This window comes from Microcoleus sp. CAWBG58, from assembly GCF_020883045.1.
GTDB lineage: Bacteria > Cyanobacteriota > Cyanobacteriia > Cyanobacteriales > Microcoleaceae > Microcoleus.
Window position 1 is genome coordinate 22,236 of the sequence record NZ_JAHRFA010000020.1, and the last position, 12,856, is coordinate 35,091.

Genomic DNA, 12,856 nt, shown 5'->3' on the forward strand with positions numbered 1-12,856 from the left:
TTCGATCGCACAAAAATGAAACTGCTCAACCGCCGGACTCGACCCCTTCTGCACGCCAGCATCCTGGCCCTGGCTTACTTTGTCACCGGAAAACTCGCAGCGTCCTTACTGGGACTGGTGAAAGCCGAAGCCTCCCCCGTGTGGCCACCCGCCGGCATCGCGCTGGCAGCAATGTTGCTACAAGGGCGACGGATGTGGCCGGGAATTGCCCTCGGTTCGGTACTGTTAAACTCTACCTTCGCCGCGGGTATACCCTCCCCCGTGATTGTGACATCGGCTTTTAGCGTCACCGTACAAGCCCTGGCTGGGGAGGCTGTGCTCGCGCGGATCGGATTTTGTACTAAGCTCGATCGACTGCGAGATGTTCTGGGTTTGGTGGCGGGCGCTGTCATCGGGTCTACTTTGCTCGGTTCTGCACTCGGCAACTTGGGTACGTGCTTTTTTGGTTGGGCTCAGTGGAGCAATTTCTCTCGCAACTGGTGGACTACGTGGCTCGGAGACGGCATGGGAATTTTAATTGTCACGCCAGTGTTGCTGACTTTACACCACGCTATTAAAAGTTTTAAATCTCCCATAAATCCTCCGATTATTACTGACTTTCTATCATTTTTTAACTGGCTAAAGTGCCAATTGCCAGTTGCCAATTATGAATCATCAATTGCTAATTATCAATCGTTAACTGCTCATTATTTAACCGTATCAAATAAACCCCAAACTCGCCATAAAATTATATTTTTAATTGCTGATTATTTAGAAGCACTCATTCTATTTACTCTGCTTTTGAGCGTGAGTTGGTTGGTTTTTTGTTGTAAAACAAAGGGGGCGAGTGCTCTTTATCCGCTCGAATATTTGCCTTTTCCTCTCATAGTTTGGGCTGCCCTGCGGTTTCAACAGCAGGGAGCAATTTTTGCTTATTCGATCGTCTCTTGCATCGCAATTTTGGGAGCTGTGCAGGGAGCCGGCCCGTTTCTGGTTAAAAGCGAAAATTTGCAACAGGCGGTTTTATTTTTACAAGCTTTTACTGCTACGATCGCCATTGTCGCCCTGATGTTGGCTGCTGCTGTCGCTGAACGCCAGCAAGCTCTGGTTGAGGTACACCGAACCGCGGCCATGTTGCGCGACGCTCACGCTAGTTTAGCTAACGCTCAGTGCATCGCTCAATTGGGTAATTGGGATTTAAATTTAAATTGCGCCGCCGTCACCACAACTACCAACTGTGCAGAATTAGCAGCACATCATATATCCAATATCGAATTGCGGTGGTCGGATGAACTTTATCGCCTCTTGGGTTTGGCTCAGGGAACTGTTAAACCAACACCAGAAGTTTTTTTGCAGGCGGTACATCCAGATGATAGAGAATTGGTGGCGCGATCGCAATGTCAAGCGATATTTGAGCGCAAATCCTATTGCATTAACTACCGAATTTTACTAGCCGACGGCTCTGAGCGCACTGTCTGCGAACAGTCGGCAATTAATTCTAATGTCATCGCCGCCACAGTCCAAGACGTTACCGATCGCCACCGCACAGAAGCTGCTTTGCGAACATCCTCGGAGCGCGATCGGTTGCTCTCAGAAATGGCCCTGAGAATTCGCCACTCCCTCGATCTCGAAGCAATTCTCAACACTACTGTTGCCGAAGTCCGGCAATTTTTCAAGGCAGACCGGGTGTTCATCGGTATTATGGACGGAGGCGGGGAAAATTTGGCTAACCCGTTGCGCGGTAAAGTTGTTGCTGAGTCTGTCGCTGTGGAATGTCCTTCTCTTCTCGGATGGGTGCTCGCTGACGAAAGTTTTATCGAAAAGCAGAAAGCTTTTTATGCTAACAACCTCATTCGAGTTGTCTCCGATACTGCTACGGTGCAAGTCAGCAACATCATTGCCAAATTGTACAGCGACTATCAAATTCGGGCGACCTTAAGTGTGCCGATCTTTCTGGGGGAACAATTGTTCGGGATTTTGGCCGTCAACCAGTGTTCTGGGCCCCGCCAGTGGCAAGAATTTGAAATTGATTTATTAGAAAAACTGGCTACCCAAGTCGCGATCGCCCTCCAGCAAGCCAAACTTTTGCAGCAAGTAAAAGATCTCAATGCCAACTTGGAATCTCAAGTGGAGGAACGCACCCGCCAATTGCAGCAAAAAATGCACGAACTGCAAGAAAGCAATCGCCTGAAAGATTTATTTTTGCACGCAGTTTCTCACAATCTCCGCACTCCAGTTATGGGAATGTTAATCCTGCTGAAAAATTTGCTCAACAAATCGGCCTCTGACTCTCTAGAGCATATTGCGGTTTCGCGATCGATCTTGAAGCGGATCGTTGAAGCTAGCGAACACCAGTTGAGAATGGTTAATGCCTTACTCGACGCTCACGCTAGCGAAGTTCAAGGTATTGTCCTAAATACAGTACCGCTGCATTTGCAGTCTTTAACTTCCGCAATTGTTGCTGATTTAGAACCAATGCTGGCAAAAAATCAAGCAACTTTTACTTTGGAAATACCCGCAGATTTGCCACAAGTCAATGCCGACAGCAAACACTTGCAGCGAGTTCTAGAAAATCTCCTAACCAATGCTATCAAGCACAATCATCCGGGAGTCAATATAACTTTTAAAGCCGAGGTAATTGAAGTAGAAAAAGCACTAATTTTTGCAGAAAATACACAGGTTTTCACGTCCCGACATAATTTCGTCGCCCGCTGTATCCCTAACCTGTCATCTGCTGCGGGCGATCGCACGGGGATGTTCGACACCCCAAAAAATCAAGAAACCCGGGCCAAATTTCACCTCGATGGCAGTTGCCCACTGCCCCGCTATCAGGGTCAACTTGGCAATAACAGCAGCAAATTGCCGGATGTTACCGTAAAAATGGTTCGCTGCACTGTAACAGACAATGGAGTGGGAATCAGCGCTAGACAGCGGGAATCTCTGTTTGAACTTTACGTTCAAGACCCCAATAGCCGACAATTAACAGGGCTGGGTTTGGGGCTTTACCTCTCCAAGCAAATTATCAAAGCTCACGGCGGCTTCATCGGCGTCGAAAGCACTCCCGGAGGTGGCTCGACTTTCTGGTTTTCGCTACCGACTGTCAGTCGATTTGAGATTTGAGATTTGAGATTTTTAATTTACTTCACAGATGAATGTGGTACCAATTTTTGATGAGGCTGCACATATCTCGATCGCCCTGGCACCCCCCTTGATAAGCAGGGCGGTTTTATTGTCGTCAGACAAATTAGGTACGTAGTTGCGCTTCAGCGCTCTTTACAAATATTGGGAAAAAGCGCTGAAGCGCAACTACGTACCTTAGCCCAAGTGCGAGCCCTTAAATTGGTATGGGAGGTTTAACTCTGAGTCTAAAATTTTGACACGACAACAGTCGGGCGCTTGTATCCATTTGAGGGCAAATTCAACTCAGACAATCGCTATTAACCCAATTATTCAATCTTCAATTATTTAGTCTTCAATCTTCAAATCTTCAATCCAAAATCCAAAATCCAAAATCCTACAGCGGTTCTCAAAAAAAGTGAGGTATGCGGGCAATACCCATGCCCCATGCCCTATGCCCTATGCCCTATGCCCCATGCCCTATTCGTACCTCATGTTAGTGAGACTCGGCTATATGTTCTATCCCGGCCATGAAAAATCAGTTCAGGCATTAACGGTTTACGAGGTGTGGCGCGATCGCTTCCTGCGAGATCGGCTGAGCCCTGCTGTCAGAATTGCCATCTTTTTTGCCTTCACAATAATTGTCTATCTTCTGGGCGAAGCAATCTTCGCTCCCCGGGAATTTAAAATTGTTTATTTGTACACTAGCGCTGCTGTACAACTTGGCTTGCTGACTTGTTTGGTGTTGCAAAAAACCTCGTTCGGAAAACGCTATCCCGGTTTACTATTTTTGGGTTTTTCGTGGTCGTTAACAGTCGTTGTACAGCTTGGATTGGCAGCAGCAAAAATCGGAGACTTACCAATTTTAACTTGGAGTTTAGCATTTCTCACCCAAGCGACACTGATGCCAGTCCGCTGGCGCCTTCACCTGATTTCTCAACTCGGCGTTTTGTTCTGCCATGTTGGCATAAATTTAATTTTAAATCTAAGTTTTGCGAAATATACTGCTTTTCGGCTGAGCGGGTTTTACTTATATTTGTTTTGGTTTTGTTTGATCTGCGACTTGTCGGTTTATTGGTACGAATGCCTGCAACGGAAAGAGTTTAGTACCAGGCGCGAGTTGCAATCAGCTTACCAGCAGTTGGAAGTGGCTGAGGCGAAGTACCGCAGCATTTTTGAGAATGCGGGCGAGGGAATTTTTCAAAGCACTCCCGAGGGGCGCTACATTACGGCTAATCCAGCTTTGGCGCGGATTTACGGCTGCGATTCCCCGGAAGAAGTGACGGCAAAGTTTACGGATATTGAGCGACAGTTGTATGTCGATCCGGCACGCAGAAATCAGTTTTTGCGATCGATCGAGCAAAGCAACACAGTATCGGATTTTGAGTCGCAAATTTATCGCTCAGACGGCAGTATTGTCTGGATCTCCGAGAAAGCGCGGGTGGTACGGGATAGCAGCGGCTCCGTGCTTTATTATGAGGGTTTAATTGAGGATATCACGCAGCGCAAACAGGCCCAAGAATCGCAGCGGCTGTTTATTCACGCTCTTTCACACGACTTGCGAAATCCGGTAGCGGGAATGTTAATGGTGCTAAAGAATTGGCAGACAAAAACGGGGAATTCGATCGCAATTCCCCGTTCTGTTTTGGAGCGGATGATTCAAGGTAGCGAGCAGCAATTGCGGTTAATAAATTCGCTGTTGGAAGTTCACGCTGGGGAATTGCGCGGTTTAGTTCTGCACTGCAATGCGGTAGATTTGAGAGCGCTAGTGAAAGCTGCGGCGGCTGATTTGGAGCCTTTAATCAATGATGCTCAAGCTACTTTTACAAATTTAGTGCCAGATGATTTGCCAGCAGTGAATGCTGACTATACTCAGTTGTGGCGCGTTTTTTCTAATTTAATTTCCAATGCTTTGAAACACAATCTGCCCGGATTAAAATTAAAAATTTCAGCTCAACTAATTACTTCACCAGAAAATACAATAAATTTAATTTCAACTAAACAAACAAGAGAAAAATTAGCAACTCCCAATTCCCAATTTCCAATTACCAATTACCCAAATAGTATGATTTACTGTAGCGTTGAAGATGACGGAGTGGGAATATTGCCGGAACAGTGCGAACATCTTTTTGACCTTTACGTTAGGGGCAATCAATCCAGACACTCCGTCGGTTTGGGTTTGGGCTTATACCTGTGCAAGCAAATTATCGGCGCTCACGGCGGGCAGATTGGGGTAATTAGCAGTCACGGTACAGGGGCAATTTTTTGGTTTACTTTGCCCCTAGCTGAAAATAGCCGATGATTTTTTTGTATTTTTAACTACATTTGAGCGGGGATTTTTTTTTTGTATTCTTAACTACATTTTATTGCTGGGTTTGATTGTATTATATCCGTTTAGCTCGGGTGCAGAAAAATCAGTCGATCGCACTATTGATGTTAATTTCAACCAGTGGTATAATCGCCTGCATAATTTTCCAATTTTTTTTGATCGATCTTCATATTTTATTTATAAACATCATTTAATATAGAAAATCCCTAAAACTAGAGAACAGAACTGCTATTTATGTTTGCCGAGAACAGCTCAGAAAATACAGATCAAAACGATCCAGCGAGGTACGACTCAGCCAAATATAACGAGCGGTCGTTCTCAACTTTAACTCGGGCTATCCGTCTTTCTCAAGGTTACTTTTCTTTCGTTTTAGTCCACTGCAACTCCCTGGCTTTGCGGCAGCAAATAGTCGATCGCCTCCAAGCAACTTGCACCCAGAAACCGCAGCAACTGTTTGTGCCAAAATCGGCGACATCTCTCTACACGACAATCGCAGCAGAAGTAGACGGCGCAAAGCCTCCAGCTTTAATGATCCTCGGTTTGGAGTCGGTAGAGCCGATCGATCGATTGCTAAGTTCTACCAACCTAGTATGCAGCGAGTTCAGTAAAAAATTTTCCTTTCCCATCATCTTTTGGGTAACAGATGAACTTCTCAGAAAAATCATTCGCACCGCCCCAGATTTATACAATCGGATGACAACAATTAGATTCATTAGTTATTAATAAGCAGTCGGCAATAAGTAAGGTTCGTAGTGTGGACTTTAGTCCGCAACATACTGCGGACTAAAGTCCACACTACGAACGGTTTTTGTTATGGTAATCGACCGGACGTGATATCATTAGTCATTTGTTCGCCAACTATCAACTGTCAACTGTCAACTGTCAACTGTCAACTAAGAGGGCAGGCCCGCACCATCCACTGCCCCTACAACTGTCAACTGTCAACTGTCAACTGTCAACTGTCAACTGTCAACTGTCAACTGTCAACTGTCAACTTTTAAATTCCGCTTCCCAAATCCCGACTAATTCCCGCGCCGTCTCAGTACCCTCAGCCGGAAAATCGGGCAAAAAGTCTTTATCGGCCGCCACCTCATAGGGCCCTTCCTTGAACTCCAAAATCACAGTATCCGCAGCCAAAGCTACCAACGTGTGAATAGTACCCTCTGGAAGTTCCACGGCGCGAGTGGGCCCGATCGCGCTAACTCGGAACGATCGCAAAATTTGACCGTTTTCATCCAAAATCAGAATACCCACTTCTCCCTGAATCACGACAAAAAACTCAAAACCGTTCACTTCCGGGGCGCGCAGGTGTCGGTGAGGGCGCACGTAAGTACCCATTTGCACCACGTTGACAAACCGCTGCACCTTTTCTGACAAATCGTCGTGGAAATTGTAGTTTTGTCGCCCGCGAGGATTGCTGCGAGAGGAAACTGCAACTTCGTCTAGCAATTCTTGCGTCAAACACTTAATCGGAGAAGGCTGCACAACAGATATCCTGTATTTAATAGTTTTGGAACAAATCGGCTAGGCTGAGATCATCTTTACCAGCATTTCTTGACACATGAAAATCGCAAATCAGGTGCTTATCACTAAGGCAATGCGTTTGTCAAGTATTTTTAGAACAACTCTTAGCCCGATCGCCCTTTTGACTATTTTACTCTGCACCAGTACCGTTTCTGCATCCCAAGCGAGGGCTGGGGGACTGTTAATTCAGCAGGAATTGCCCCAGCAGCAACTCAAAGACGAAATTCGCGATCGAGTTCAAGAAGAAGTGGATATTGCTTTTGGGCGCACGGCAGTAATGCTGAATGGGTTGGTAATTGCCTTAACTTTGTTTCCGACAGCAGCCGGAGTCATTGTTTGGTTTTTGTTGGGCAAATTGTCCAAGCAGACAACAATTGCTCGCCAAGAAATCGAAAGTCTCCACTACGATACCATCTCTCAATTAAAACTATTAATTTCCGATGCTGAAAGTATCTTAGGTGAAATTCAACACCAAAGTCACCCAGCCGATGCAGACACAGATTTGTTATTCCCGGATGCTCAACTTCAAGAATTTGCTCCGGTTAACTACGGCAATTATCAACAGTTATTGACGGCGGCAGACTATTCAAAACAGGGAGATGCTTGTTTCTTTGAAAACCGCTATGAAGATGCGATCGCAGCTTACAATCAAGCACTGCAAATTCAGCCAGATTTAGCCGATACTTGGAACAATCGGGGAGTTGTGCTGACTCGAATGCAGCGGTATCCAGAGGCGATCGCATCCTACGAACAAGCTACCACAATTCGCCCGACCTATCCCGATGCTTGGAACAACCGAGGTGTGGTATTGTTGGAGTTGCAGAAGTACCCGGAGGCGATCGGCTGTTACGAACAAGCCATCCAAGCTAAACCCGATTACGCCGACGCTTGGAACAACCGAGGCGTTGCCTTTTCCAAAATGCAGGAATACGAACAAGCAGTAATTTCGTACAATCAAGCTCTACAAGTCAAAAATGATTATACTGACGCTTGGAACAATCGAGGCGTGGCACTGTCCAAATTGCAAAAGTACGAAGCGGCGATCGAGTCCTACGACAATGCTGCTAAAATTAGACCTGACTTTTACAGAATATGGTACAACAAAGCTCGATGTTATGCGCTCCAAGGTAACATTGATTTAGCAATTGAAAATTTAAAGCGCGCCCTGAATCTCAATCCTAATTTGTGTAAAGAGTTGGCAAAAACTGAAGCTGATTTAGAGAATATTCGCGAACACGATACCTTTAAGCAGTTGATCGGTTAATAATTGTAATTGTCTAAAAAAAGGTACGTTGTTGCGCTTGGGCGCTAAATCCGGCGCCCAAGCGCAACAACGTACCTAAACTATTGCAACTACAAATATTTCTGCAATAGCAAACCCATTTTCTCCTTAGTTGCGGGAGGTACTTTGTCTAGTGGAGTCAGAATTGCATATTTCAAAGCGGAATGTGCATCAGAAGCCGGAGGATTTTCACTCAATCTGCGGACTGTTTCTTGAATTACTTTTTGAGCATTTTCGGCATTGCGGTGCAAGTTGGCGATTACCATTTCTACAGTTACGCTGTCATGTTCTTCGTGCCAGCAGTCGTAATCGGTAACTAATGCTAAAGTTGCATAAGCAATCTCTGCTTCTCTGGCTAATTTTGCTTCCGGCAAATTTGTCATCCCGATGACTGTCGCATCCCAACTGCGGTAAAGATTTGATTCTGCTTTGGTGGAAAATGCGGGGCCTTCCATGCAGACGTAGGTGCCGCCGCGATGCAGGGAAACGTCGGCGAGGTTTAAGGATTCGATCGCGCTTACTAACACTTTAGCCAATTCGCCACAAATCGGCTCGCCGAAGGTGATGTGACCGACTATTCCTTCTCCGAAAAATGTAGAAGCTCGATTTTTTGTGCGATCGATAAACTGATCTGGCACTACCATATCTAAAGGTTTGGCCTCTGTTTTCAGGGAACCAACCGCCGACGCTGAGATTAAATACTCAACTCCCAAACTCTTCATGGCATAAATATTTGCCCGATACGGCACTTCCGAGGGCAAATAAGTGTGATTGCGGCCGTGTCTGGCCATAAATGCAACGGGCGTACCGTCTAAGGTTCCCACAATGGCTGCATCAGATGGCGCGCCAAAAGGTGTATCAATTTTTACCTCTTCAACATCCTTGAGGGCCTCCATTTTATACAAACCGCTGCCGCCGATAATGCCGATTTTTGCCTGTGCCATTTTACCCTCTGCCTCAGTTTTACAACATTGATTCTATCGAGCTATTGTTAAGTTTGCGTTAAAATAATTTAATTTTTATAGCGATTGCAATCGTTTATACACTGTTTTGTCACAAGATATGTATGATCTTAATCACAATGTATCTTTACAAAATCTTTAAAAATAAAGGTACAGGGTTCTGTTATCTATTTTCAGGGTGTTAAAAAAATGACAGTCAGTTCTGCTAGCGTACCTAAAATCGCGATCGAGGCGATCGTCCAACGAATCTTTGCTTTCCGCCAAATTACGCCTCTCGACAGGCGGCTGCTGAAGTCTGCAATGCTTTCGACAAACCGTCTCAACGAAAAGGATCGGTGTCAGATTAACCGAGTGCATCAGGGCATCCAAGATGGATTGATTCTGGTTGTGGAATAGATAGACTTTTAAACAGGATGCTTCAGTCTGTATCTGGTTGCTCTTGTTGCGGGTCATAATCTGATTTTGGCGATCGAATTTTGAAACAAAAAATAAGATAATCTCGGATAGTTTCATTTGTCCGCAGCTAGAAAGGGCGATCGTTTTTTTTACAGTCTGACTGGCTGCGGATGTCCAGGATTCGGCATTAACTATTACAAGTTAAAATTCAGCAGCCAAAAGTGTTTGTAGGGTGTGTCGCCATGAATAATCCCTAAAAAAGATTCAAAATCTCGTAGCGACGCACCGACAAGATTTGAGGAAACAACCTCTCATTGCGATCGGGTGCGTCGCTCTCTTGATTGTCGGTAGGTAGTTAGGGATTTTGGGTGGCGACACACCCTACGATTATTTGGTAAACTGTACTGCGAGTCTTCTGTCTAACGATTAAGGCTAGATCCCCCCTAGCCCCCCTTCAAAAGGGGGGGACAAGAAGCACTCAAAGTCCCTAAAAGGAGATTCATCAAATCTAGCAATCGTATCTTTCCTTAAGAAGGGGGATGAGAAACACTCAAAGTCCCCCTTCTTAAGGGGGATTTAGGGGGATCGGGCCTCACGGATAAACGAGATTTCTGAGGGTTTCAACCTTAAATTGACAATGCGAAAGGCAATGCCGTTTCCCTACAGATTTAGGATTATTAATTAAAATTTAGCAGCCAAAAGCCTGTATAAGTCATGCCGCTATCGTCTGGCTGGACTAGGAGGAAATGCAATCCTTTACTCGATTGTTTGCGCTGTTGGTAAGTTTCGGCGGCGGCTTTTACTTCGCTATCTTCAAAGGTGGCGACAACCCATCTATCGGCTAATCCAGCTTCCAAAATCAATCCGTCGGGAGCTCCGGCGATATAGTTCAAGGCGAAGGGTTTGGCTTCCTGAAGCCATCTGGCTAGGCGCATTGACTGTCGCCCGCCGTCAATTACAACTCCGGGCACGGGCACTGTTGAGGCTAAACCTAAGTTTAGAGGTAATAGCAATTCGGGCATTTCTAAGATTGGGATGGGACGCCCTGCGAAGGCTTCTACAATGTCGCCGGCGGGTAGGGATGCAAAACGCCAGCCATCGCCCCAGAGATTTTCGGGTAGGGGGATGGGTGGAGGAGTTTCTAGGTCGATCGCCCGATAAGCTTCATTAGTATAATTAGGCAGACTGGAATATTCTCGATCGCGTTTTTGCAGGAGGGTTTTCAGGGCGGCGGTGCGCCGAGTTGCTTCTACTTTGACGCCCAAAACTTTGCCCGCAGCTTCGATTAAACTGAGAGACTGAGGTCGAAATACTTGGATTGTGTCGGGCAATTTCTGGTTTGGAACTTGCTGGAATTGGGCGGCTAGCCAATGGGAGTTGGCTTCCGACTGCCGGCAAAGGGCGCTAAATTGAAATGTTTGTGCCGAGTCGCAGATGAGAAGTTCCCACAATGGTTTACCGGTTTCGTCTCGGAGAGGGCGGCGGTAGAAATCGGCTTGCCAAATACGCATGGGAATTAAAAAATCAAGTCAAGTTGACTCGATTATTTTAATCTGGTTTGAATCCGCGATCGGGATTTTGCGGTTTTCTCGCGGGGGCTTACGTTTTACCGTCGTTTCAAGCCCTAGACAGGGATTTATGGGTTTTCCGGCCAAGGTGGTAAACGTTGTAAACAAGGAAGGGCAGGTTTCAATCCCTAATAGGGTTTTATGGGTTTTCCGGCTTGATGCAGCAAATTCAATAGCATCAGAGGGAAGAGGTTTCAATCCCTAATAGGGTTTTATGGGTTTTCCGGCTTGACAGTTCGCAACCGACCGCTTAGTCAGTTGCGTGAGTTTCAATCCCTAATAGGGTTTTATGGGTTTTCCGGCTTGCAAATCCCAATAATTCGGGGCTACCTCATGGGTTTCAATCCCTAATAGGGTTTTATGGGTTTTCCGGCGTGATGTCGTATACTTCGATGTGGGCTGTTTCTACAGTTTCAATCCCTAATAGGGTTTTATGGGTTTTCCGGCTTACGAAGTCCAAGATGCTAATTTTGGTTTCCGCAGGTTTCAATCCCTAATAGGGTTTTATGGGTTTTCCGGCGGAGAGAAATTCGGTGTTTCTGGTCAGACTATTTGTTTCAATCCCTAATAGGGTTTTATGGGTTTTCCGGCGCAGTCTCTAATACCGAGGTACTGTTTGAAGGGAAGGAGTTTCAATCCCTAATAGGGTTTTATGGGTTTTCCGGCTCTTGTTTAATCAAATCTAATCAAGGATTCAAGTTGAGTTTCAATCCCTAATAGGGTTTTATGGGTTTTCCGGCGCTTCCAGTACGCCCCTACCCACATATCCTGCAAGTTTCAATCCCTAATAGGGTTTTATGGGTTTTCCGGCTTTATTCTTGCTGAAGGCGATCGGAAAACAAGAATGTTTCAATCCCTAATAGGGTTTTATGGGTTTTCCGGCAGGGTTTCTTTGCCGATCGACTGTTTAATGAAAATGTTTCAATCCCTAATAGGGTTTTATGGGTTTTCCGGCGCAGCACTTAGCAATAAATTCTTAGGTGTGGGAGTTTCAATCCCTAATAGGGTTTTATGGGTTTTCCGGCGCCATGTTTGGGATCGAATCATCATCAGAGAAGCGTTTCAATCCCTAATAGGGTTTTATGGGTTTTCCGGCTTTTTGACAATTGATTGTTTCAAAGCTTTTTGTATGCTGTTTCAATCCCTAATAGGGTTTTATGGGTTTTCCGGCTTTAGGGTATTACGCGCTTGGTAGACCCGAAGGTCAGTTTCAATCCCTAATAGGGTTTTATGGGTTTTCCGGCTGAGGTGTATCGGATTCCGTAAGTATCGCCGTGCCTTGGTTTCAATCCCTAATAGGGTTTTATGGGTTTTCCGGCTTGCAATGGTACCTGCACTCGTGATGAGTGGGGAAGTTTCAATCCCTAATAGGGTTTTATGGGTTTTCCGGCTTTGATATTCGCCATTTTTATCAACAGTTGACTTTTTGTTTCAATCCCTAATAGGGTTTTATGGGTTTTCCGGCTCAATTGCAGAAGATGTAGGCTCAGAAGTGTAAAGAGTTTCAATCCCTAATAGGGTTTTATGGGTTTTCCGGCCTGACCGCATTCTTTGCTATATCTTTTTGTTCTTTTGTTTCAATCCCTAATAGGGTTTTATGGGTTTTCCGGCTGAGTGAGGTCGGCGATTTTAGCGCTAGCTTCTTCGCCCAGTTTCAATCCCTAATAGGGTTTTATGGGTTTTCCGGCCGAGACGTGAA

The 12,856-nt window shown here is 45.6% G+C and carries 9 protein-coding genes and 1 CRISPR repeat array (1 of these 10 running past the window's edge); of the genes, 6 read left to right on the top strand and 3 right to left on the bottom strand.

Going from position 1 to position 12,856, the window contains the following annotated elements; all coding sequences use genetic code 11:
• The first annotated feature begins 15 nt into the window (after positions 1 to 15).
• The 4 genes from QZ918_RS11320 (at position 16) to QZ918_RS11335 (ending at position 6,426) form a co-directional block, all read left to right on the top strand.
• A complete protein-coding gene (locus QZ918_RS11320) occupies positions 16 to 3,099 on the top strand; it encodes a sensor histidine kinase (RefSeq protein WP_293334781.1) in 3,084 nt (1,027 codons plus the stop codon).
• Positions 3,100 to 3,571: 472 nt separating this feature from the next.
• The gene (locus QZ918_RS11325) at positions 3,572 to 5,398 is read left to right on the top strand and encodes a sensor histidine kinase (protein WP_293334784.1); all 1,827 of its coding nucleotides are present in this window, start codon (positions 3,572 to 3,574) and stop codon (positions 5,396 to 5,398) included.
• A 261-nt stretch (positions 5,399 to 5,659) separates the two neighbouring features.
• Entirely contained in the window at positions 5,660 to 6,148 is a 489-nt protein-coding gene (locus QZ918_RS11330) for a hypothetical protein (protein WP_293334790.1), read from the top strand.
• A 29-nt stretch (positions 6,149 to 6,177) separates the two neighbouring features.
• A complete protein-coding gene (locus QZ918_RS11335; protein WP_293334793.1) occupies positions 6,178 to 6,426 on the top strand; it encodes a hypothetical protein in 249 nt (82 codons plus the stop codon).
• Here QZ918_RS11335 and QZ918_RS11340 read toward each other — a convergent pair.
• Positions 6,416 to 6,910, bottom strand: coding sequence for a WbuC family cupin fold metalloprotein (locus tag QZ918_RS11340; RefSeq protein ID WP_293334796.1), 495 nt, complete (start codon positions 6,908 to 6,910; stop codon positions 6,416 to 6,418). The genes QZ918_RS11335 and QZ918_RS11340 overlap by 11 nt on opposite strands.
• A 76-nt stretch (positions 6,911 to 6,986) precedes the next feature.
• On the opposite strand from QZ918_RS11340, the gene QZ918_RS11345 reads away from it, so the two are divergent.
• Positions 6,987 to 8,213 carry a tetratricopeptide repeat protein gene (locus QZ918_RS11345; RefSeq protein ID WP_293334799.1) on the top strand — a complete coding sequence of 409 codons (1,227 nt, stop codon included), beginning with the start codon at positions 6,987 to 6,989 and terminating at the stop codon, positions 8,211 to 8,213.
• Between the two features lie 89 nt (positions 8,214 to 8,302).
• Here the strand turns inward: QZ918_RS11345 and QZ918_RS11350 are convergent, their stop codons facing one another.
• Positions 8,303 to 9,175: an S-methyl-5'-thioadenosine phosphorylase gene (locus QZ918_RS11350; protein ID WP_293334802.1), complete on the bottom strand. Its 873-nt coding sequence runs from the start codon at positions 9,173 to 9,175 to the stop codon at positions 8,303 to 8,305.
• A gap of 207 nt (positions 9,176 to 9,382) precedes the next feature.
• On the opposite strand from QZ918_RS11350, the gene QZ918_RS11355 reads away from it, so the two are divergent.
• Positions 9,383 to 9,589 (top strand): hypothetical protein, encoded by a 207-nt coding sequence (locus QZ918_RS11355; protein WP_293149903.1) that lies wholly within the window; start codon positions 9,383 to 9,385, stop codon positions 9,587 to 9,589.
• Positions 9,590 to 10,266: 677 nt separating this feature from the next.
• On the opposite strand, the gene QZ918_RS11360 is transcribed toward QZ918_RS11355, so the two are convergent.
• Positions 10,267 to 11,100 (bottom strand): Tab2/Atab2 family RNA-binding protein, encoded by an 834-nt coding sequence (locus tag QZ918_RS11360; RefSeq protein WP_293334805.1) that lies wholly within the window; start codon positions 11,098 to 11,100, stop codon positions 10,267 to 10,269.
• Positions 11,101 to 11,275: 175 nt separating this feature from the next.
• Positions 11,276 to 12,856: direct repeats of the CRISPR family, unit length 37 nt; unit sequence GTTTCAATCCCTAATAGGGTTTTATGGGTTTTCCGGC (it continues 218 nt past the right edge of the window).

Coding starts and splice junctions, on each gene's coding strand:
- QZ918_RS11320 (WP_293334781.1), top strand. CDS start 16: ATGAAACTGCTCAACCGCCGGACTCGACCCCTTCTGCACGCCAGCATC.
- QZ918_RS11325 (WP_293334784.1), top strand. CDS start 3,572: ATGCCCTATTCGTACCTCATGTTAGTGAGACTCGGCTATATGTTCTAT.
- QZ918_RS11330 (WP_293334790.1), top strand. CDS start 5,660: ATGTTTGCCGAGAACAGCTCAGAAAATACAGATCAAAACGATCCAGCG.
- QZ918_RS11345 (WP_293334799.1), top strand. CDS start 6,987: ATGAAAATCGCAAATCAGGTGCTTATCACTAAGGCAATGCGTTTGTCA.
- QZ918_RS11350 (WP_293334802.1), bottom strand. CDS start 9,175: ATGGCACAGGCAAAAATCGGCATTATCGGCGGCAGCGGTTTGTATAAA.
- QZ918_RS11355 (WP_293149903.1), top strand. CDS start 9,383: ATGACAGTCAGTTCTGCTAGCGTACCTAAAATCGCGATCGAGGCGATC.
- QZ918_RS11360 (WP_293334805.1), bottom strand. CDS start 11,100: ATGCGTATTTGGCAAGCCGATTTCTACCGCCGCCCTCTCCGAGACGAA.